Source organism: Mesobacillus sp. S13, assembly GCF_020422885.1.
In the GTDB taxonomy this organism is placed as follows: domain Bacteria; phylum Bacillota; class Bacilli; order Bacillales; family Cytobacillaceae; genus Mesobacillus; species Mesobacillus selenatarsenatis_A.
This window is the reverse complement of sequence record NZ_CP084622.1, coordinates 3,354,715-3,374,336: the sequence shown is the minus strand read 5'-3', so window position 1 is coordinate 3,374,336 and position 19,622 is coordinate 3,354,715. Positions and strand designations below refer to the sequence as shown.

The window sequence follows — 19,622 nt, the reverse complement described above, 5'->3', positions numbered from 1 at the left end:
AAGAAAATGATTTATTTAATTCAAAGAAGACTGGCTAGCTTATGGGTGGAGAAGGACACCACCTAACGACGGAGTCGGGAGGTAAATTGTATGTCACTGCATGTTTTGCTCTTAACACTAATTTTCAAGAAAAAGAAATCTCATCGTTAACAAAATGTTCACAACCTCTTCCTTTTAGCATCGTCCTTATATGATAAATTTGGTGTAAACACGGGTGAATGCTAAAGGGGTGATAGGCATGTTTTTGATTGTCATGGGATTGGTAATCTGCGGAGCTGTCGGTCTTGTAGTTGCTGCAGAAGTGAGCGTAGAATAGGATGTTCAAAAGGTATCAACCAATACTGGGTTGATGCCTTTTTTCTTGCTTAAATAGCATAAAAAAGTAACCCGGGCTAGTCGTCCCCGGGTTTTCGTTATTGTCCTTTATTCTTCTTCTTTTCTTTCTCCGCACGATAAAACTCATGGAACATCTTCATCAATGCCCGTTTCTCGATCCTGGATACATAACTTCTTGAGATGCCGAGTTCTTTGGCAATTTCACGCTGTGTTTTTTCCTTTTTCAAATCAAGACCAAAGCGGCCAACGATGACCTCTTTTTCACGTTCATCGAGGACATCGATATATTCTTTTACTTTTTCAAGCTCCATATTGAGTTGGATGGTATCAATGACATCTTCTGATTCGGACTTCAGGACATCGATCAGTGAAATTTCATTTCCTTCTTTGTCCTGGCCGATTGGGTCGTGTAAGGATACATCCTTCTTGGTTTTCTTCAATGCTCGCAAATGCATGAGGATTTCATTTTCAATACATCTGGCAGCATAGGTTGCCAGTTTGGTGCCTTTGCCTTCCGAATAGCTCTCGATAGCCTTGATTAGGCCGATTGTTCCAATGGAAATCAAATCCTCTGAATCCTCGCCGGTGTTTTCGAATTTTTTCACGATATGTGCGACAAGTCTAAGGTTGTGCTCAATCAGCATGTTTCTGGCGTGTGGGTCGCCATTGGCCATCAACCTTAAGTACTTTCGCTCATCAGCTGCAGATAACGGTTGAGGAAATGCATTGTTTTTTACATACGAAACAAGAAGGATCACTTCTTTAACTAAGTACCCGAGTGCTGTAAGTATGCCCGACATGTTTCCACCCCCGCTTTTTTAGGCTTTCGCCTATAATAAATTCCTATGTCTGAAGGGGGACGATTGTGTCTGTCCTTATAAATATTTTATGATGGAAATTTAAGGGATATTATAGTTCAGAAGAATCAAGAGTTAATTCTATGAACACCTTGTTTTGTCACTTTTTGGACTAAGAACGTTCACATAAAAGAAACAGACATAGATATGGGGGTATGGGTATAATTTAAGTGTAAGATAAATCATTCGATTTCATTAGGAGGAAATAAATTATGGAACAGCAAGCCCCATCTTTAGCCGTTATTTTATTATCTGAGGATCTTGAAAAGTTACACGCTGGTGCATTGGTAGGATCGGTTGCTTCAATGTCAGGCATGACTGTGAATGTCTTCGTCACAATGAACGCATTGAAATCCTTCCGTAAAGACAGCTTTGAAAGCACTGATTTCATCACTGGAACGATTGGCAAGGAAATGCTGGCAAAGAAAATTCCATTATTCGATTCACTTTTACAGGAAGGAAAGGATATGGGAGAACTTAACATTTACGGATGCGCATTAGCAATGGACATTATGGATTGGCAAGAAGAAGACATGATCGATGTGTTTGATGGAGTGATCGGGGTTACAAAATTCCTGGGAATGACTCAAGGAGCAACAGTTATTACGATGTAAGCTGCATAAAGGGAAAAAGTGATACGGCGTGCAGGCCTTTCAACCATTTCCCATTCATCCAAAATGAAAAAATCTTCTCTTATTCTAACATAAAACTTAACTATACAGGAGGAAAAAATCATGAGTGAAGTACGAGTGACTAAATCAATCGATGCAAGAGGGGCATATTGCCCGGGACCACTAATGGAATTGGTAAAAGGAATCAAAACAGCACAAGTTGGAGATGTGGTAGAAGTACTTTCTACTGATAAAGGTTCAGCAGTTGATATTCCTGAATGGGTCAATAAAATGGGCCACGAAATTGCCTACCTCGAGAATGAAGGCGATGAATTCAAGATCGCAGTTAAAAAGGTAAAGTAAAAGATTGCTGTTTATTCAGTAATAGCCTTCATCAAAGAAACCAATAAAGAGGTGTGGACCAAATGACAAAGAAAATTGTGGTTCTTGGGGCCGGCAGCGCGGGTACAATGGTCGCAAACAGATTAGCCCGCCAGCTTGGGGAAGAGATAAAGAAGCGTGAAGTCGAAGTGACCTTGATATCCAATACAGAAAAGCATATCTACCAGCCAGGATACTTATTCATCGCTTTCAATGAAAAGCCATCAGAGCACTTCATCAGGAAACAGGAAACACTCGTTCATCGACATGTTAACCTTGTATATGATGACGTTGAGAAAATCGACGTCGAAAAGAAGACAGTCAAAGGGAAAAAACAGTACCAGTATGATTACCTTGTGATTGCGACGGGATCACATCCGGACTTTGACAGTGTACCTGGCTTAAGGGAAGGAGCGCATAACTTCTATACACTGGATGGTGCTGAACGTCTGCGCGAAGACCTTGCAGCGATGGAGAAAGGAAGAATCCTGATCACCATCGATGTTCCGCACAAATGTCCTGCTGCTCCGCTTGAACTGGCATTGATGCTGGATGACTATTACCGCAAGAATGGCCGTCGCAAGGATATTGAAATCAAATACGCTTATCCTATCGGCCGTATCCATTCATTGGTTCCGGTTGCAGAATGGGCTCTTCCGCAATTTGAGAAGCGCGATATCAAATATGAGACATTCTTCAATCTTGAAGAAGTGGATCCAAAACGCAAGGTTGCAATCACGATGGACGGCTCTGAACACGAATATGACATGCTTATTACGATCCCGGCACATACTGGCGCAAAAGCAGTGATTGATTCTGGTATTGGAGATGAGTCCGGTTTCATTCCGACGAATCGTACAACTTTGAAAATGATTGGCCAGGATGATGTATATGTAATTGGCGATGCGACGAACCTTCCAATCAGCAAAGCTGGATCAACAGCACACTATCAGTCTGAATCGTTAGTTGCCAACATCATTAGCAGATTGACTGGACGACCGGAAACTGCTGTCTACAATGGCAAGGTAGCTTGCTTCCTTGAAAACAGCCTTGAAGATGCCAGCATGATTACATTCGATTACAATAACCCGCCGCAGCCAGCAGAAACGTCTGACCTTCTTCACTGGTTCAAAGCAGTATACAATGAGCTTTACTGGTTAAATGCCAAAGGGATTTTATAGAAGGGGTGGTTGAGATGGCTACAGAAACACCTCAAGCTCAACAAAATGCTCAACATAAACTCGTCAGCTTCACAGATGCAGCCATGAATGCGGTGACCGGGGAAATGGTCTCGTCGATTGCCGAAACAGGCGTAAAGATGGTCGAGATGGCCGATGATCTGCTTCAGCCTGAAACACTTTCCTTATTGAAGACCCTTCCTGAGGTGGCTGAGAACCTCGAGCGTACTTTGATGGAAGTGAAACGCATGGAAGAAACAGGTGTCTTGAAATCTTTGATGCAGCTTGCGGATATGGCAGCTGCCATGAAGGGTGCGATGACTGGCCCGATGGTGACCGATATGGCTGAAAAGGCAATTAAAGGCGTAGAACTTGCCGATTCCTTCGTCCAGCTGGGAGCCATTGACCTGGTAGATGGAATGCTTACTGCTTTCCATCATGCTCAAGAGGAAACAAAGGATAAAGAACCGTTGTCATCCATGCAGCTGATGAAGGCTGTCACACAGAAAGAAACTAGGGAAGGCATGACATTAATGATCTCCTTCCTGCAAAACCTGCCTAAACAATTAAATAAATAGAAAAGGAGAGGGGACTTCCCTTCTCCTTTTTTCATTATTATAGGCTGTTTCGTTTAGATAATCGCTGTACATGTCCTAGAATAGAAGGTAAAAAGAGTCTTACTTATAAAGTATATCGTTTTTCATCTCTGTCAACTTTGCAAGGACTTCATTGATGTCTTGTTCCGAGACATCGAATTCCCTGAGGCTGGCAGCCAGGTGGTTGGCGATTGCACCAAAGTGCTCGTCATTCAGGTTCATCCCTTTATGAGCAAGCTCCATGCTTCTTCCAGAATATTGGTTAGGTCCCCCTAACGCCCAGCTTATAAACAGAGATTGGTGCCGGCGCTGTTTTTCCATGTCGGTTTCCTTGAAAAATTTGTTCACTGTTTCATCAGCCAGAACCTTTTCGTAAAACACATCCACTACTTTTGAAATGGCATCCTGTCCGCCCAGGCGATCATATAAAGTTTCCAAGTGTTAATCCTCCTGTCTAAAAGATAACGTCTCTATTATCTCTCTATAACCAATAGATTATGAACGAAACCTCAAGAGGAGGAAACTAATCTTAACTTATCCATTTATAGCCCACGCCCCAAACGGTAGACAGATAATCGTCCACCGCAAAACCAGCTTTGCGGAGTTTATCCCGGAGGTTCCTGACGTGTGAATCGATCGTTCGGTCTTCGGTATCGACACCATAGCCCCATATAGTGGAGATTAAATGTTCTCTTGTGAAGACTTTATTGACGTTTTGCAGGAAAAGGCTGAGAAGGGCAAATTCCTTTGGGGTAAGAGGAATTAATGTGCCATTGAACTGAACATCATAGGAATCTATGTTCAGTTTTAATCCATTGAAAGAGAGCAGAGGGCTTTTACTATTTTGTCTCCTCAGTACTGCCTCAATCCTTGCAACCAATTCACCTTCATCAAACGGTTTGGTGATATAGTCATCGGCACCGGTTTTCAAGCCACGCACAATGTCAGGCTTCTCACTCCGGGCAGTAAGCATGATGACGGGAATATCCCAATGTTTGCGAATTTCATTGCATGTCTCCCAGCCATCCATCTCAGGCATCATGACATCAAGCAAGACAAGATCTGCAGTGTAGTCTTCAAGAAAGCTGATGGCTTCGGTGCCAGAATTTTTTTTGATGCATTTATATCCTAATGGTGTTAAATACAGCGCAAGCAAATCAAGCATACGCGTTTCATCATCTACTAACAGAATCGTTGCCATATTAAAACTCCTTGCAAAATGATTGTTAAGTTCATCCTACATGAAAAGTAAGGAAAAACTGTGCATATATAACGAGTTTTACTAAAAATTTTTGAAAAGGTTTGCTAAAAGCCCAAACCAAAATGGACAGATCCCCATAAAGTAATAACAGGATACAGTAAAGGAGTGTGAGAGTATGCCTTACGGTTACTATCCACCATACGGTGCCCCTTATGGAGGTTATCCGGGTTATTACGGCGGAAGTGGTGTATGGTTTGCGCTGTTCATCATCCTGCTGGTCATCGTCCTGATTTTTGGCGGATGGTGGTATTTTTACAGTTAGAAGGTTCAAAGGTTTATCCTGAAAAGGGGTAAACCTTTATTCTTGATTCTGCCCATATATCCCCCATTTCGAATCATTTAATATTCTGGTCAAGGCCATCACTATAGAAGCCCAAAACAACAGATTCGGAAAAACATCCGAAAAAATAGAAATTTTAGAAAAATAACATTATAATAATATGATAGAAAAAAAGGGGGATAATCAATGTCGAATACATACTCAGAAGTCTGGGACCTAGACGTATTTTTTGAAGGAGGGAGTGCTTCTCCGGAATTTGCTGCACATCTAAAGGAAGCAGGAGTGGAAATCGATCAATTTAAAAAGGAAGTTGAAAACTGGCAGCCTGCTGACCAAGAAAGCGAGAGAACCACACTGGAGAGCCTCGTAGGAATGTTTGATAATGCGGCAAGGAAGGTAAGGCAGGCAGGAGCTTTTGTCAGCTGTCTGCATGCTCAAAATACAAACGATAAAAAGGCCGGACAATTAAAGGCAGCTGTCACTGAACTTAGTGCGTCCTTGCAGACAGCACTTACCAAATTTGATCAGAAGCTATCCAGTTTTTCGGATTCTGTCTGGAGTGAGCTTGTTCAGGAAGGGCTTTTACAGGAACTTCGTTTTGTGCTTACAGAACGTCGCGAACGGGCAGCGGAAAGGCTTTCCGAAAAAGAAGAATCGGTCATCAATGCATTGAGTGTGGACGGCTATCATGGCTGGGGGCAGATGTACGACCTTTTAGTTGGCAACACTAAAATCGATTTCAACGGCGAAAGTCTATCTGTAGGACAGGCAGCCAATAAGCTTTCTAATGCTGACCGATCTGTCAGGAAAGAAGTTTTTGCTCAATGGGAAAAAGCATGGGGAGAGAATGAGGAAGCTTTTGCGAAGACACTTAACCATCTTGCAGGCTTTCGCTTGAATGTCTATAAACTCCGTGGCTGGGAAGATGTATTGAAAGAGCCGCTAGACATTAACAGGATGAAAAAGGAAACACTCGATGCCATGTGGGAGGTTATTTCCGACAATAAGGAGCCATTTGTTCAGTTCCTGAACCGCAAAGCAAAGCTTCTTGGACTGGACAAACTGAGTTGGTACGATTTAGATGCACCGATTGGCAGCACCGAATCGAAAATGTCCTATCAGGAAGGTGCAGATTTCATCGTCGATAACTTTGAACAATTTGGCAAGGAGAATGCTGACTTTGCGAGAATGGCGTTTGAAAACAATTGGATTGAGGCAGAAGATCGTCCTGGTAAGGCTCCAGGCGGATTCCACACTTTCTTCCCGGAGAGCAGCCAATCGCGGATTTTCATGACGTACTCAGGCACTCCATCCAATGTTTCTACACTTGCCCATGAGCTTGGACATGGTTTCCACACCTATGCCATGCGCGATTTGCACTTGCTTAATCGTAATTATGCGATGAATGTTGCTGAAACCGCCTCTACATTCGCTGAAATGATCGTTTCCGATGCTTCTGTCAAGAACGCGAAAACAAAAGATGAGAAGCTGAGTCTGTTGGAAGATAAAATTCAGCGTTCGGTAGCGCTTCTAATGAATATTCACTCAAGGTTCCTGTTTGAAACGAAATTCTATGAAGAACGCAAAGAGGGAGTTGTCACCACAGAAAGGCTGGGAGAATTGATGAAGAATGCCCAGACAGAAGCATATGGTGGTGCACTGGATGAGTATCATCCATTATTCTGGGCTTCAAAGCTGCACTTCTTTATCACGGGAGTACCTTTTTACAACTTCCCGTATACCTTCGGTTATTTATTTTCATTAGGGATTTATGCGCTGGCACAGGAAGAAGGCAAGGGGTACGAAGAGAAATATATTGCTCTATTGAAGGACTCCGCTTCTATGACAGTTGAGGATCTTGCCCAAAAGCATCTGAACGTCGATCTGACGAAAAAGGAGTTCTGGGAAAAAGCTGTCCGTATGTGTGTGGAGGATGTCGAGGAATTTATCGCCTTGATTGAGGAGTAATCAGCTTGCCTGGGATGTAACATCAGGTTTCGTGTTCCAATATCTAAAAATATACGAAAACCCAGCCATGAGGCTGGGTTTTTATACTTTTCTCAGCTTGAAGGGACTGACCATCAGCAGACTGAGAGCCATCATTATGAACAGGAACGTTTGAGGAGGAACGTGAGGAATGGCTAGGAAGCTAAGCGTTGCCAGCACTCCTGCTGCAGTAATTGGCAATCCTGTGAAATACCCTGTATTTTCGGTTATATTGAATCGTGCAAGGCGGAAGGCCCCGCAGCCTATATAGAAAACGATAAAGAAGGCTCCAGGTGCGCCAAAATCGGATAAAATTCCCTGATAGATTAATAGTGCGGGCGCAACGCCGAATGATATAATATCACTCATTGAATCTAACTGCTTTCCAAGTTCAGATTCAATGTTGAGTTTTCTTGCGACCATGCCATCAAAACGATCGGCCAGGGCGGCTATGAAGATCAGCAAAAGGCTTAAATTCAGATTGCCGTTAATGGCAAAAATGATGGCAAATCCGCCCAAAGAAAGATTTGCCAATGTGAGCAGATTGGCTGTCTGGGATTTTACTTTCTTGACAGTTGTGTCAAGTACATCATGAAGAAACATATAGATTTCACTCCTCATAATCGGAAAGGGAACTAGCACATTGGGTTATTATATAATAATATATAATTCTAAGCTGATTATGCTTTTTCGTAAAGATTTCTTTTTGATACTTTTCGAAATGTTTGATGTATTCCGGAAAATAAAAACACTTTTTCGGGTGCGAACCATAGATGAAATCGGAGGTATGAACATTGTTTCAATCCATCTATCGTATTCTTATAGAATTGACGAATGGGAAATGGACTTCTGCCATTTTGCATAAATTTGCAAAATCCAAAAGCAGTAAAAGGATTATTCCTTCCTTTGCCAAAACGTATAACATCAACCAGGAGGAAATGGAAAAGCCTATCGGGGAATATGAAAGTCTTCATCATTTTTTCATCAGGAATCTGAAAGAGGGAGCAAGGAAAATAGATCAGGATCCTCTGTCAGTCGTTAGTCCAGTAGATTCGGTAATCGAAGAGGTGGGCGAAATTGCAGCTAATAAAACCATTACGGTAAAAGGAAAGGTTTATTCCATTTCCGAAATGCTGGGTAATGATGATGCGATGGCAAGATATGAGCAGGGAACTTATATGATTTTTTACCTGAGTCCAAGCCATTACCACCAAATTCATAGCCCGGTGAATGGAGAGGTAACCAATCAATGGACTTTGGGATTGAAGTCATACCCCGTAAATAAAATGGGGTTGAAGTATGGAAATTACCCATTGTCTAAAAACTACCGGAAAATTACTGAGATCAGGCATAATGCTGGCATGGCAGCTGTCATTAAAGTAGGAGCCATGTTTGTCAATTCGATTGAAACAACACATGACGGATCGAAGCTGGACAAAGGTGATCAAATGGCATACTTTACCTTCGGCTCGACTGTAGTATTGCTGTTCGAAAAAGGTACGATTAACCTGATGCCGGAAATAGCTCCTCCCTATCCTATCAGGTATGGAGAAAAAATCGGCACATTAATGGGACAAGGCTGAAGACTGAAGGGCACAGGCTGAATCTGTGCCCTTCACTAATGTTAAGAAGCTCTTATTGCAAAAAAAAAAGCCCTTTTAGGGGGCTGTCAGGATGAGGCTTTAATTCGGTTAGATAATGAACGCCGGTGGATTTCCGTTTCAATCAAACGAATAAACTCATAGCTTAAATTCAATTCTCTTGCTTTAAAATATGACTCGATCAACAGCTCGTCCGACAGTTTACGCATTCCAGTCATTCACCCCCAAAAAGGTTATACTAAAACAGATGTTAATTGCATATAATTGTAAGTTGTTTTGTTCTACCCTTACTCTATCAGAATGAAACTTGGAGAACAACTGTTCTAATTATCCACATACAGCGGTGGATAACCTGTGATTAATTTGTTTATAAATGGGAAATTAGTAATAGAATCAATGTGTATTTTGTGCATAAGGTTATCCACAGGGCTGGAAAAGCTTGGATTTTGTCGAAAAGTTTTTTGGGATATTTTAAAAAAGTTCGAATTTAAAGCGAATTGAGTTTGATTTTGCCGACCAATAGAGAGGTTTTGGTTTTAATTTACATACATTTAAATGTTTGTTTTGAATACGAGGATAAAATTGGGTATGATGTTAACGGTATGATAGGAATTTAATTAATGAGGTGTAATGAAATTGCTAAAGCATTTTTTGCCCGATCAGCATGTGAAAAGTATTTTTGAAATCACCCCCGAAAGCCTGCATGAAAAAGGTGTGAAGGGTATCATCACTGACCTTGACAATACACTCGTTGAGTGGGATCGTCCCTATGCGACGCCGATGCTTATTGAGTGGTTTGATAATATGAGGAAAAATGAAATACTCGTAACAATTGTTTCAAATAATAATGAGAAAAGAGTAAAGGCATTTTCGGATCCTTTGCAAATTCCATTTATTTTTCAAGCGAGAAAACCGATGACCCGTGCATTTCATAGAGCATTAAAAGAAATGGGATTGCCCAAAGAAGAAACGGTCGTTATAGGTGACCAGCTTTTAACCGATGTACTTGGCGGCAACAGAAGCGGTTTCCATACTATTCTTGTTGTTCCTGTTGCGCAGACAGATGGGTTTGTGACTAGATTCAACAGGAAAGTGGAAAGAAGAATATTAAATTGGTTCAGGAAAAAAGGAAAGCTGAATTGGGAGGACTAAGATTTGAGTGAGCAAATAAACTGTACAGGCTGTGGTGTCATCATCCAGACGGAGAATCCAGAGGAATTAGGCTATGCTCCAGCTTCTTCATTGGAAAAAGAGGTGGTTGTCTGCCAGAGATGCTTCCGTTTGAAGAATTATAATGAAATCCAGGATGTAAGCCTGACGGATGACGATTTTTTAAAGATATTGAATGAACTAGGCAGCAGGGATGCCTTGATTGTCAAAATTGTCGATATCTTCGACTTCAATGGGAGCTGGCTGCCTGGTATCCATCGTTTTGCCGGAAAAAACCCGGTATTGTTAATCGGCAATAAGGCTGATCTCGTACCTAAATCAGTCAAACAGCAAAAACTGATTGACTGGATGAAAAAGGAATCAAGGGAATTGGGGCTCAATCCGATTGATGTATTCCTCGTCAGTGCAGCAAGAGGCTTCAATATAAAGGAAGCAGCTGCGGCGATAGACGAATACCGTAATGGCAAAGATGTTTATATTGTTGGCTGTACAAATGTAGGGAAATCTACTTTTATCAATAGGATCATCAAGGAAGTGACAGGCGAAGGTGATATAATCACCACTTCACACTTTCCTGGAACGACCCTTGATATGATTGAAATTCCGCTCGAGGATGGCAAAGCGATTGTAGATACACCAGGTATCATCAATCACCATCAGATGGCGCACTACGTGGATAAGCGAGATTTGAAGTTTATTACGCCTAAAAAAGAAATCAAGCCTAAGGTGTATCAACTGAATGAACAGCAGACTTTGTTTTTCGGCGGACTGGCCCGTTTCGATTACATCTCGGGAGGAAGAAGATCTTTCTCCTGCTATGTGCCGAATGAAATTAATATTCATCGGACAAAGCTTGAAAATGCAGATGAGCTGTATAAAAATCATGCCGGTGAGCTGCTGACACCTCCACGCCGTGAGCAAATGGACGAGTTCCCTGAACTTGTCCGCCATGAGTTTACCATCAAGGAAGCCAAAACAGATGTTGTTTTCTCAGGTTTGGGCTGGGTAACGGTCAATGATGCAGGCGCGAAAATTGCCGCGTATGTCCCTAAAGGCGTCAATGTGATGCTGAGAAGGTCACTTATATAGGAACCAAATTTAAAGAGGAAGGGCGGGAGATGAAATGAAAAAATTATTCGGTGTCATTGGCGATCCGATTGCGCATTCGATGTCTCCTGCCATGCACAATGATTTATTTGAGCTTTATGGAATACATGCCGTTTATCTGCCTTTCCATGTGAGCAAAGGAAATCTTGAGGCTGCAGTTAAGGGATTGAAAGCGCTTGGTGTGAGTGGATTCAATGTGACCATTCCGCATAAGACAGAGATCATCCCGCACCTTGATAAAGTTGATCCATTAGCAAGGGCAATTGGAGCGGTCAATACAGTCAAAAATGAAAATGGCCTCCTGGTAGGCTATAATACGGATGGTCCTGGATTCGTTAAAGGGCTTGAATACTTGGCTGCTGACCTTGGTTCAAGGTCAGCTTTGATTATTGGTGCTGGTGGTGCTTCAAGAGCCATTTATTTTGCGATGGCACAATCCGGTATTGGAAAGATTGACCTTTACAATCGGACTGATGAAAAAGCGAAAGAGCTTGTCAGCTCTTGTCCATACGAGGTTGAATCCAGAGTTATTGATAAGGAAACAGCTGAAAAGTCACTGGCCGATTATCAGCTTGTTATCCAGACAACTTCAATCGGGATGGTGCCTGATACAGAAAGTTTGCCGCTTTTGCCGGAAAACTTAAAGCAGAATACGATCGTTAGTGATATAATTTATAATCCATTGCAAACAAAGTTTTTAAAAGAAGCGGCCAAAAGGGGCGCCGCCGTCCAGAATGGTGTAGGAATGTTCGTTTTCCAAGGTGCGCTTGCTTTTGAAATATGGACAGGGATATTTCCCGATATCGAAAGAATGGAAGCAAATGTTTTAAGAAATTTAGGAGGTTAACATATGTTAACAGGTAAGCAAAAACGTTTTTTAAGATCCAAAGCCCATCATCTTACACCGATTTTTCAAGTTGGTAAAGGTGGGGTAAATGAGAATATGGTCAAACAAATCGCAGACGTACTTGAAGCAAGAGAGCTGATCAAGGTGAGTATCCTGCAGAATTGTGATGAAGATAAGGATACTGTGGCTGAACAGTTGTCGCGCGGTGCGAAGGCAGAGCTTGTCCAGGTAATCGGAAACACCATTGTTTTATATAAAGAGTCTCGTGAAAATAAGCAAATCGTTCTTCCAAGATAAAAACTGGGAGGTGCCTGTTTGAAGAAAGTTGGCATTTTGGGCGGAACCTTTAACCCGCCGCATACCGGACATTTAGTGATTGCGAATGAAGTGCAGCATGCCTATGGACTGGATGAGGTTTGGTTCATGCCGAATCAGGTGCCGCCTCATAAGACAGTGGATGAGCCCATCAGCCAATCAGACAGGCTGGCTATGCTCGAGCTTGCCATTGCTGATAACAAGCAATTCAGAATTGAAAAAGCAGAACTCGAGAGAAGCGGCCCATCTTACACGTATGAAACGATGAAAATATTGAAAGATATGTATAAAGAAATTGATTTTCATTTTATCATTGGGGGCGATATGGTTGAATATCTGCCCAAATGGCATAAAATTGATGAATTAATGAGAATGGTCAAGTTTGTCGGAGTCAGCCGGCCTTCATACAGCACTGAATCATCTTATGATATTCTTTACGCAGAGACACCGCAGATGGATATCTCATCTAGTATGATCAGAGAAAGAGTAAAAGGCGGCAAAAGCATTCGCTATCTGCTGCCCGATGCGGTGAGGGTTTATATAGAGGAGCATGGTTTATATGGAACGTGAACAAGCGCTTCAAATTGTGAAGTTGCAACTAACTGAACATCGCTACCAGCATACTCTTGGTGTGATGGAGACAGCCATCAAGCTTGCAGTGAAATATGGAGCAGATATAAAGAAAGCGGAAATGGCTGCTATTTTTCATGACTACGCAAAATTCCGCCCAAAGGATGAAATGAGGCAAATCATCGAAGAACAAAAAATGCCGGCAATCCTGCTTGAGTTTAACAGCGAGCTATGGCATGCCCCGGTAGGAGCCTACCTTGCAAAAAAAGAAGCTGGTATTGACGACAAAGAAGTTCTTGATGCAATCCGTTATCACACATCAGGAAGAATCGGTATGTCACTCCTGGAAAAAGTCATCTATCTGGCCGATTATATTGAACCAGGCCGACATTTTCCAGGTGTCGATGAAGTAAGGAAAATGGCAGAAGAAGATCTGGACAGCGCGCTGGTCCAATCAATGAAAAATACGATCCAATTTTTAATGAAGAAAAACCAGCCGGTCTTTCCGGATACATTCAATGCATACAACAGCATCGTACAAAATTCAGGAGGTTGATTTAATGAGTGATCGCGCATTATTAATGACAGCTGTAAAAGCAGCGGACGATAAAAGAGCAGAAGATATTATGGTATTGAACATGAAAGGCATCTCATTGATTGCCGATTATTTTATCATTTGCCACGGGAATTCAGATAAGCAGGTTCAAGCGATTGCCCGTGAAATCAGGGAAAAAGCAGAAGAACAAGGACATAGCCTAAAGAGGATGGAAGGCTTTGATGAAGCGCGATGGGTGCTGATCGATATCGGTGATGTGGTTGTCCATGTCTTCCATAAAGAAGAACGAAGCTACTATAATCTTGAGCGCCTATGGGGTGATGCTCCAATCGAAAACGTGCAGAGTGAGTTAAATTAATGTCTTACGGACGTTTCGCTTATTTGTATGATGAACTCATGCAGGATGTTCCCTATGATGAATGGGTTTCGATCGTAGAGGCATACAAAGAGAAATATCAAGTGAACGGAATGAAGCTCCTCGACCTCGCATGCGGAACCGGGGAGCTGTCTGTTAAATTTGCACAAAAGGGCTTTGAAGTGACTGGAGCGGACTTATCTAGTGATATGCTTTCCGTAGCCCAGGCAAAAGCTCAGGCACAATCGCTGAACATACAATTTTTTCAACAGGACATGACCGAGATTGATGATTTAGGTGAATTCGATATCATTGGCATCTTTTGTGACTCCCTGAACTATCTGGAAAATGAGCAGGCAGTCCGGCAGACCTTCGAAGGTGTCCACCGCCTTTTGAAAAAAGGGGGCTTATTCCTGTTTGATGTCCATTCAGTCTATAAAATGGAGCATATTTTTGCAGATGCGACCTTTACCTGGGATGATGAAGAAATCACTTATATTTGGAATAGCTTCAGGGGCGAAGGTACCCACAGCGTGGAACATGAGCTCACCTTCTTCGTCCTTGATGAATCGTCAGGGAAATATGACAGAGTCGATGAATTGCACTACCAGCGTACATATCCCGAGGGTACTTATGTAAAATGGCTAGAACAAGCAGGCTTTGCAAATGTTGAAGTAACCGGGGACTACACCATGAAGTCTCCAGAACCAACAGCAGAGCGGTTGTTTTTTGCTATGGTAAAGCGATGAATAGACAAAGGTAGACTCAAAAGTTCGAATGAATTCAGGAAAAATAAAAGAAATGCCCATTAATATAAACTCTGAGTTGATTGGAGTGGAAGGCGCGTAGACTCCTCCGAAAATGCTAGCGCATTTCCATCGTACGGGCAGGTTCTAGGAAGCAAATCAGTGTCCTGCGGGATCAGCTGGACAGGTGAGACCCCGCAGACGCCATCTGCGGTGAGGAGGCTCACCGCCAGCCCCGCGGAAAAGCGAAGCGCCTGGAACGGAAATCAACGGACTGAATTTACAAATGGTCAATGAAAAGAGGGTGCCCAAAAGTTATTTTACTTTGGGCACCCTCTTTCTTGTACTAAATTTGTCACATTTATAAAGAAGGATTAAAAAGACCAATAGCGAAATCTTTAAGGACGGAATTGTTCTTCCGTTTTTTGCAGTTCCTTGGCGAATTTCTTATGTGTGGCCTGAAACAATTTTTCAAACATATCTCCCGTTTCACTCTCGAGTACCGTGATTCCTTCTCCTGTTATGCCGCCTTTCACGCAAACCTTTTCCTGTAATGTTTGTAACGTATAATGATTTTGCTTCAGAAGTTCTCCTAAGCCAATGAGCATTTCACTTGAAAGCTTGGTGGCAGTTTCCTGGTCAATTTCCGTTTCCTTGACCGCGCCATTAATAAAACTCTGTACAAGATGACTGAAGAAAGCCGGACCGCAGCTGACAATATCAGATGCCACTCTAGTGATTTTCTCCTCGATTTCCAAAGGTACGGATACCTTCTTGAAGAGAGTAAACAGCGCTTCCCTCCATTCTGTACTGCATCGGCTTCCAAACGAGAATAGGGAAACACCGGCAAGCGCCCTATTCGTGATGCTTGGTATTATTCTCATGACAGAACAATTCACTTTGCTTTCAATTTGCTCCACACTGATTGGACTCGTTATTGAAATCACGCATTTATCCCTTGTCAGCATAGGGGTAATGGACTCGAGGACTCCCAATACATGATGAGGCTTAACACAGACGAAAATGGCGTCAGCATTTTTAGCAACTTCTGTTGCATCCTTTCCAACTGATAAGTCTGGATATATTTTTTGAATCTCTAAAGCTTTTGATAATGTTCTGTTTGTGATCGTCATTGAAGAAGGGGAAACGGCATTCCCATCAATGAGAGCTTCGGCGAGAATTCTCCCCATATTCCCTGTGCCTATAATCCCTAATTTCATAACCCTTCCCTCCTTCATACATTTATTCTCCTATATCCATATGATTTCAAATTTTAGATTATGACATATAGAAAGGTGTTGACCCTTTGTGGACTGGATCAAGGAAAACAAAATCTATGTTATTGCAGGATTGAGTGTACTCTTATTTTTTTTCTATTCCTCCTTTATTAAAGAAACAGAATTGACTGAAGTAAATGAAGGAGTAACTGCGATGGTTGATAACGAGGAAATGGGCACAGAAGAAATGGACAAAACGCAAGCCGAAGAAGAAACAATTACCATGATGGCCGATATCAAAGGAGCTGTCGTCAATCCGGGCGTTTACCAAATTGAAGAGGGAGGAAGAGTGATTGACTTAATTGAACTCGCTGGAGGTCTTGGACAGGATGCTGATACAGCCGCCATCAATTTTGCGATGCATGTACATGATGAAATGGCGATATACATACCTAGGATCGGTGAGGAGGTGAATGCTGTTTTGCCAGCTCAATCGGGTGAGAGTGCAGGAAAAGGCAAAGTGAACCTGAACTCTGCGCAATCCGGCGAGCTGCAGACATTGCCAGGTATAGGCCCTGCAAAAGCAGAAGCTATTATTGAGCACCGTGAAACCAAGGGTCCATTCAAATCGATTGATGATTTAAAAGAAATTAGTGGGATCGGGGATAAAACGTTTGAAAAATTGAAGGATCATATTTCGGTAAAATAGCTGCATTGAAATTGACTCTTTTATGATAAGTATTAAAATTAGAGAAAAGGAAAGAGAATTTTATTTGCTAAGTCTGTACATATTTAGAGTCTTCAAAAGGGGGAAAACAGCATGGAAAGAAAGAGTTGGGATCAGTACTTCCTGGATATTGCAGAGGGAGTTGGCACACGTTCCACCTGTCCAAGACTGCATGTAGGATGTGTCATCGTAAAGGACAAGCATATTGTATCAACCGGTTACAATGGTTCCATACACGGACATGATCATTGTGAGGATGTAGGATGCCTGATCAACGAGCAAGGCCGATGCATCAGGACCTTGCACGCTGAAGAGAATGCAGTCATTCATGCCGACAGAGGTCTTTTAAAAGGAGCAACAGCATTCGTAACCCACGAGCCTTGTGAAAAATGCTCCAAGACACTCGCACAGGCAGGCATTGCAAGAATCGTATACCGCAGCGCCTATCCTAACAAGTACAATGAGCTGTTTTTAAGGGACGTAGAGGTTGTTCACCTATCTAAATAAATAGAATAAGGAATAAAAACATGAAGCCAATTGCATTTGGACCAACCCAAGGGCAGCTGTTTTACTTTGCAGCTGTCTCCTTATTGGGGCTGATGACAATGACGGACAATCAGTTCGTATACGGTTCATTATTCCTGCTTGTCATCATCCTGTTAACAAAACTGAAGAATTTTCCTCCTGCCAATCTGCTGTTAGTGGCAAGTTGCTATCTTTTATTTATAACAGCAGGATACATTGATTCTGTTCATTTTGGAACAGAATATACCGGCAGGGAAAGAAGCTTCTTAATTCTTTTTGATGAAGAAATCCAGGTGGAAGGTGATCTGCTTTTTGCCTATGCGAAAGCAATGCCATCCAATGAAAAGCTTGCTGTAAGATACAGAATCAAGTCAGTATCAGAACAAGAGTCCATTCAAGAACTCCTCATTCCTGGAATGTCTTGTCAAGCTTCCGGGAGCCTCAATAGTCCATCACCAGCCAGAAACCCCAACGCGTTTGATTACCAAAAATATCTTCAACTTAAGAAAATATCATGGACCTTGGATGTAGATACACTTTCTCTTGAAACCTGCTCAAAACAAACAAGTACTTTAACAGCTTTAAAAGCATTCAGGCAAAAAGAAATTGCCAGGATTAAAGATATGTTGCCGAAGGAGACTTCAGCACTTGCTGCAGCGCTCATCTTTGGTGAAAGGAATCTCTTCGATCCTGAAACAGAGCGCTCATACCAGAAAATCGGAATCGTTCATTTGCTTGCCATTTCCGGTCTTCATGTCGGCTTGCTCACAGGGATGATGTATTTTATTTTTATCAGGGTGGGTGTGACAAAGGAGAAAACGGAGATCTTACTAATGGCTTTCCTGCCGATTTACGCTATAATAACCGGGCTTGCTCCTCCGGTAGTCAGGGCGGCTGCGATGCTGATGATATTGATCGGCTCACGGCGTTTGTCGCTGCGAATGACGCCGCTTGACGCAGTATGTGCTGCCTTTATGATCATGATACTCGTCCAGCCTTCTATAATATACGATACTGGATTTCAACTCTCTTTCGCAGTCAGCTTCTCCCTGGTCATTTCAGCACCAGTCATTCTGAAAGCCTTTCACTCATTCATAGAACAAACAGCTGCAGCTTCTTTTATAGCCCAACTCTCAAGCCTCCCGGTCATCCTTTCGACCTTTTACGAAGTTTCTGCCATCTCGGTTTTCGCCAATCTCCTGTTCGTGCCGCTATTCTCATTCGTTCTGTTACCGCTTTTGTTGATTTCCTATATCATTTTATCTTTTGACGGAGCGTTGCCTGAGTTCTATTTATACTTACTGGAGAACCTGATACACGGTGTTAATCTTTTAGCCATGCAACTTTCTGAACTTCCAATGTCAGCACTCATCATAGGAAAGTTGGAACCGATCTTACTGATTGCGCTAATCGTTCTGATTCCAGTATTTTTTTTCAAGTGGGAAGAATTTGTTATAAAAAAATCAAAACCGCCTCTATGGCTTTTTGTTGTTCCATTAATGCCGCTGGTAATGCAAATTGTATTGCCTTATTTGAATCCATATGGGCAGGTTGTCTTTCTGGATGTCGGCCAGGGTGACAGCATCTTCATTCAGATGCCGTATAATCAAGGGAATTATCTTATAGATACAGGTGGTGTCACTCCTTTTGTAAAGGAAAACTGGCAGCAAAGAGTGGATCCTTATGATCCAGGCAAAAAGATTCTCGTTCCATTTTTGAAAAGTGAAGGGATCAGGACGGTGGACAAATTGATTTTGACACACGGTGATGCAGATCATATAGGTGGAGCCAATGCTTTACTGGAGGAAATAGGGGTAAAGCAGCTGATTGTCCCGCGTGTAGCTGAACGATCAGCGTTAGAGCAAGAGATCATTAACAAAGCCAGGAAGAAGGGAACAGAAATTTATTTAGCTGGAATAGGGACGGGATGGAAGACAGCCCAAGGGGATTTTTTCATTCTTAACCCAAGTGAAAGCATAGGAGAGCGAAACGAACAATCCATTGTGCTGCGCGCAGCGATTGGCGGGAAAGAATGGCTTTTAACAGGGGATTTAGGTATAGAAGGAGAAAGGTTGTTGATTGAGAAAATAAAGGAAATCGATATTGACGTTTTAAAGGTAGGCCACCATGGCAGTAAATATTCCAGTTCAGAGCTATTTCTGGAGGAAACAACTCCTGATTTTGCAGTCATTTCTGTCGGAGAGAAAAATCGGTATGGTCACCCGGGGAAAGAAGTCCTAACAAGGTTGGAGGGACACAGCACCCGGATTTTCAGGACGGATGAAAATGGGGCAATCATTTATAAGTTCAAAGGAGATTCAGGAACCTTTTCAACACAACTTCCATAGTATATAGAAGAACGAATAGTTCTCTCCCCTGATAATCACAAAAACATGAAAA

At 42.2% G+C, this 19,622-nt stretch carries 24 protein-coding genes; 18 read left to right on the top strand and 6 right to left on the bottom strand.

Annotated elements, in window-relative coordinates; genetic code table 11:
* Nucleotides 1-413 precede the first annotated feature (413 nt).
* The gene (sigK, locus tag LGO15_RS17340; RefSeq protein WP_023627218.1) at nucleotides 414-1,136 is read right to left on the bottom strand and encodes an RNA polymerase sporulation sigma factor SigK; all 723 of its coding nucleotides are present in this window, start codon (nucleotides 1,134-1,136) and stop codon (nucleotides 414-416) included.
* A 269-nt stretch (nucleotides 1,137-1,405) separates the two neighbouring features.
* Between sigK and LGO15_RS17335 the strand changes: the two genes are divergently transcribed.
* The 4 genes from LGO15_RS17335 to LGO15_RS17320 all read left to right on the top strand — a co-directional run bounded on the left by LGO15_RS17335 (nucleotide 1,406) and on the right by LGO15_RS17320 (nucleotide 3,941).
* Entirely contained in the window at nucleotides 1,406-1,807 is a 402-nt protein-coding gene (locus tag LGO15_RS17335) for a DsrE/DsrF/DrsH-like family protein (RefSeq protein WP_167831642.1), read from the top strand.
* Nucleotides 1,808-1,927: 120 nt separating this feature from the next.
* Nucleotides 1,928-2,167 carry a sulfurtransferase TusA family protein gene (locus LGO15_RS17330; protein WP_226085388.1) on the top strand — a complete coding sequence of 80 codons (240 nt, stop codon included), beginning with the start codon at nucleotides 1,928-1,930 and terminating at the stop codon, nucleotides 2,165-2,167.
* A 62-nt stretch (nucleotides 2,168-2,229) separates the two neighbouring features.
* Complete coding sequence (locus LGO15_RS17325) at nucleotides 2,230-3,366, top strand: NAD(P)/FAD-dependent oxidoreductase (RefSeq protein WP_167831641.1); 1,137 nt, start codon at nucleotides 2,230-2,232, stop codon at nucleotides 3,364-3,366.
* Nucleotides 3,367-3,380: 14 nt separating this feature from the next.
* Nucleotides 3,381-3,941: a helical membrane plugin domain-containing protein gene (locus LGO15_RS17320; protein WP_167831640.1), complete on the top strand. Its 561-nt coding sequence runs from the start codon at nucleotides 3,381-3,383 to the stop codon at nucleotides 3,939-3,941.
* A 99-nt stretch (nucleotides 3,942-4,040) separates the two neighbouring features.
* Here the strand turns inward: LGO15_RS17320 and LGO15_RS17315 are convergent, their stop codons facing one another.
* The gene (locus LGO15_RS17315; protein ID WP_167831639.1) at nucleotides 4,041-4,397 is read right to left on the bottom strand and encodes a group I truncated hemoglobin; all 357 of its coding nucleotides are present in this window, start codon (nucleotides 4,395-4,397) and stop codon (nucleotides 4,041-4,043) included.
* Between the two features lie 91 nt (nucleotides 4,398-4,488).
* Nucleotides 4,489-5,160, bottom strand: coding sequence for a response regulator transcription factor (locus tag LGO15_RS17310; protein WP_167831638.1), 672 nt, complete (start codon nucleotides 5,158-5,160; stop codon nucleotides 4,489-4,491).
* A gap of 175 nt (nucleotides 5,161-5,335) precedes the next feature.
* Here LGO15_RS17310 and LGO15_RS17305 point away from each other — a divergent pair, with 175 nt between their 5' ends.
* Nucleotides 5,336-5,482: a hypothetical protein gene (locus LGO15_RS17305; protein ID WP_167831637.1), complete on the top strand. Its 147-nt coding sequence runs from the start codon at nucleotides 5,336-5,338 to the stop codon at nucleotides 5,480-5,482.
* Nucleotides 5,483-5,686: 204 nt separating this feature from the next.
* Nucleotides 5,687-7,468: a M3 family oligoendopeptidase gene (locus LGO15_RS17300; RefSeq protein ID WP_226085387.1), complete on the top strand. Its 1,782-nt coding sequence runs from the start codon at nucleotides 5,687-5,689 to the stop codon at nucleotides 7,466-7,468.
* 81 nt (nucleotides 7,469-7,549) lie between these two features.
* Here the strand turns inward: LGO15_RS17300 and pssA are convergent, their stop codons facing one another.
* Entirely contained in the window at nucleotides 7,550-8,089 is a 540-nt protein-coding gene (gene pssA, locus LGO15_RS17295) for a CDP-diacylglycerol--serine O-phosphatidyltransferase (RefSeq protein ID WP_167831635.1), read from the bottom strand.
* Nucleotides 8,090-8,280: 191 nt separating this feature from the next.
* Between pssA and LGO15_RS17290 the strand changes: the two genes are divergently transcribed.
* A complete protein-coding gene (locus tag LGO15_RS17290) occupies nucleotides 8,281-9,069 on the top strand; it encodes a phosphatidylserine decarboxylase (protein WP_226085386.1) in 789 nt (262 codons plus the stop codon).
* Nucleotides 9,070-9,155: 86 nt separating this feature from the next.
* Here LGO15_RS17290 and LGO15_RS17285 read toward each other — a convergent pair whose 3' ends face one another.
* Entirely contained in the window at nucleotides 9,156-9,296 is a 141-nt protein-coding gene (locus LGO15_RS17285; protein WP_102265137.1) for a sporulation histidine kinase inhibitor Sda, read from the bottom strand.
* A gap of 427 nt (nucleotides 9,297-9,723) precedes the next feature.
* On the opposite strand from LGO15_RS17285, the gene LGO15_RS17280 reads away from it, so the two are divergent.
* Genes LGO15_RS17280 through LGO15_RS17245 form a run of 8 tightly spaced genes read left to right on the top strand, consistent with a single transcriptional unit; the run spans nucleotide 9,724 to nucleotide 14,756 of the window.
* Complete coding sequence (locus LGO15_RS17280) at nucleotides 9,724-10,239, top strand: YqeG family HAD IIIA-type phosphatase (protein WP_226085385.1); 516 nt, start codon at nucleotides 9,724-9,726, stop codon at nucleotides 10,237-10,239.
* Nucleotides 10,240-10,242: 3 nt separating this feature from the next.
* On the top strand, nucleotides 10,243-11,346 hold the full coding sequence (gene yqeH / locus LGO15_RS17275; protein ID WP_167831632.1) for a ribosome biogenesis GTPase YqeH: 1,104 nt from the start codon (nucleotides 10,243-10,245) through the stop codon (nucleotides 11,344-11,346).
* A gap of 34 nt (nucleotides 11,347-11,380) precedes the next feature.
* Nucleotides 11,381-12,211 carry a shikimate dehydrogenase gene (aroE, locus tag LGO15_RS17270; protein ID WP_226085384.1) on the top strand — a complete coding sequence of 277 codons (831 nt, stop codon included), beginning with the start codon at nucleotides 11,381-11,383 and terminating at the stop codon, nucleotides 12,209-12,211.
* A gap of 3 nt (nucleotides 12,212-12,214) precedes the next feature.
* Entirely contained in the window at nucleotides 12,215-12,508 is a 294-nt protein-coding gene (gene yhbY, locus LGO15_RS17265; RefSeq protein WP_167831630.1) for a ribosome assembly RNA-binding protein YhbY, read from the top strand.
* Between the two features lie 18 nt (nucleotides 12,509-12,526).
* Nucleotides 12,527-13,096 (top strand): nicotinate-nucleotide adenylyltransferase, encoded by a 570-nt coding sequence (locus tag LGO15_RS17260; RefSeq protein ID WP_226085383.1) that lies wholly within the window; start codon nucleotides 12,527-12,529, stop codon nucleotides 13,094-13,096.
* The gene (gene yqeK / locus LGO15_RS17255) at nucleotides 13,086-13,652 is read left to right on the top strand and encodes a bis(5'-nucleosyl)-tetraphosphatase (symmetrical) YqeK (protein ID WP_226085382.1); all 567 of its coding nucleotides are present in this window, start codon (nucleotides 13,086-13,088) and stop codon (nucleotides 13,650-13,652) included. The genes LGO15_RS17260 and yqeK overlap by 11 nt, the downstream gene beginning before the upstream one ends.
* Nucleotides 13,653-13,656: 4 nt before the next feature.
* Nucleotides 13,657-14,010 carry a ribosome silencing factor gene (gene rsfS / locus LGO15_RS17250; protein ID WP_167831627.1) on the top strand — a complete coding sequence of 118 codons (354 nt, stop codon included), beginning with the start codon at nucleotides 13,657-13,659 and terminating at the stop codon, nucleotides 14,008-14,010.
* Entirely contained in the window at nucleotides 14,010-14,756 is a 747-nt protein-coding gene (locus tag LGO15_RS17245; RefSeq protein ID WP_226085381.1) for a class I SAM-dependent DNA methyltransferase, read from the top strand. Before rsfS ends, LGO15_RS17245 begins: the two co-directional genes overlap by 1 nt.
* 395 nt (nucleotides 14,757-15,151) lie before the next feature.
* On the opposite strand, the gene comER is transcribed toward LGO15_RS17245, so the two are convergent.
* Nucleotides 15,152-15,973, bottom strand: coding sequence for a late competence protein ComER (gene comER / locus LGO15_RS17240; RefSeq protein WP_167831625.1), 822 nt, complete (start codon nucleotides 15,971-15,973; stop codon nucleotides 15,152-15,154).
* Nucleotides 15,974-16,061: 88 nt separating this feature from the next.
* Here comER and LGO15_RS17235 point away from each other — a divergent pair, with 88 nt between their 5' ends.
* The 3 genes from LGO15_RS17235 (at nucleotide 16,062) to LGO15_RS17225 (ending at nucleotide 19,570) form a co-directional block, all read left to right on the top strand.
* Complete coding sequence (locus tag LGO15_RS17235; protein WP_226085380.1) at nucleotides 16,062-16,679, top strand: helix-hairpin-helix domain-containing protein; 618 nt, start codon at nucleotides 16,062-16,064, stop codon at nucleotides 16,677-16,679.
* A gap of 111 nt (nucleotides 16,680-16,790) precedes the next feature.
* Nucleotides 16,791-17,204, top strand: a complete 414-nt coding sequence (locus LGO15_RS17230) for a deoxycytidylate deaminase (protein ID WP_167831623.1) — start codon at nucleotides 16,791-16,793, stop codon at nucleotides 17,202-17,204.
* A 20-nt stretch (nucleotides 17,205-17,224) separates the two neighbouring features.
* A complete protein-coding gene (locus LGO15_RS17225) occupies nucleotides 17,225-19,570 on the top strand; it encodes a DNA internalization-related competence protein ComEC/Rec2 (RefSeq protein ID WP_226085379.1) in 2,346 nt (781 codons plus the stop codon).
* The last annotated feature ends 52 nt before the right edge of the window (nucleotides 19,571-19,622 follow it).

Coding starts and splice junctions, on each gene's coding strand:
- LGO15_RS17335 (WP_167831642.1), top strand. CDS start 1,406: ATGGAACAGCAAGCCCCATCTTTAGCCGTTATTTTATTATCTGAGGAT.
- LGO15_RS17285 (WP_102265137.1), bottom strand. CDS start 9,296: ATGCGTAAACTGTCGGACGAGCTGTTGATCGAGTCATATTTTAAAGCA.
- comER (WP_167831625.1), bottom strand. CDS start 15,973: ATGAAATTAGGGATTATAGGCACAGGGAATATGGGGAGAATTCTCGCC.
- yhbY (WP_167831630.1), top strand. CDS start 12,215: ATGTTAACAGGTAAGCAAAAACGTTTTTTAAGATCCAAAGCCCATCAT.
- yqeK (WP_226085382.1), top strand. CDS start 13,086: ATGGAACGTGAACAAGCGCTTCAAATTGTGAAGTTGCAACTAACTGAA.
- rsfS (WP_167831627.1), top strand. CDS start 13,657: ATGAGTGATCGCGCATTATTAATGACAGCTGTAAAAGCAGCGGACGAT.
- pssA (WP_167831635.1), bottom strand. CDS start 8,089: ATGTTTCTTCATGATGTACTTGACACAACTGTCAAGAAAGTAAAATCC.
- LGO15_RS17310 (WP_167831638.1), bottom strand. CDS start 5,160: ATGGCAACGATTCTGTTAGTAGATGATGAAACGCGTATGCTTGATTTG.
- LGO15_RS17320 (WP_167831640.1), top strand. CDS start 3,381: ATGGCTACAGAAACACCTCAAGCTCAACAAAATGCTCAACATAAACTC.
- aroE (WP_226085384.1), top strand. CDS start 11,381: ATGAAAAAATTATTCGGTGTCATTGGCGATCCGATTGCGCATTCGATG.
- LGO15_RS17325 (WP_167831641.1), top strand. CDS start 2,230: ATGACAAAGAAAATTGTGGTTCTTGGGGCCGGCAGCGCGGGTACAATG.
- LGO15_RS17225 (WP_226085379.1), top strand. CDS start 17,225: ATGAAGCCAATTGCATTTGGACCAACCCAAGGGCAGCTGTTTTACTTT.
- LGO15_RS17300 (WP_226085387.1), top strand. CDS start 5,687: ATGTCGAATACATACTCAGAAGTCTGGGACCTAGACGTATTTTTTGAA.
- LGO15_RS17230 (WP_167831623.1), top strand. CDS start 16,791: ATGGAAAGAAAGAGTTGGGATCAGTACTTCCTGGATATTGCAGAGGGA.
- LGO15_RS17245 (WP_226085381.1), top strand. CDS start 14,010: ATGTCTTACGGACGTTTCGCTTATTTGTATGATGAACTCATGCAGGAT.
- sigK (WP_023627218.1), bottom strand. CDS start 1,136: ATGTCGGGCATACTTACAGCACTCGGGTACTTAGTTAAAGAAGTGATC.
- LGO15_RS17330 (WP_226085388.1), top strand. CDS start 1,928: ATGAGTGAAGTACGAGTGACTAAATCAATCGATGCAAGAGGGGCATAT.
- LGO15_RS17305 (WP_167831637.1), top strand. CDS start 5,336: ATGCCTTACGGTTACTATCCACCATACGGTGCCCCTTATGGAGGTTAT.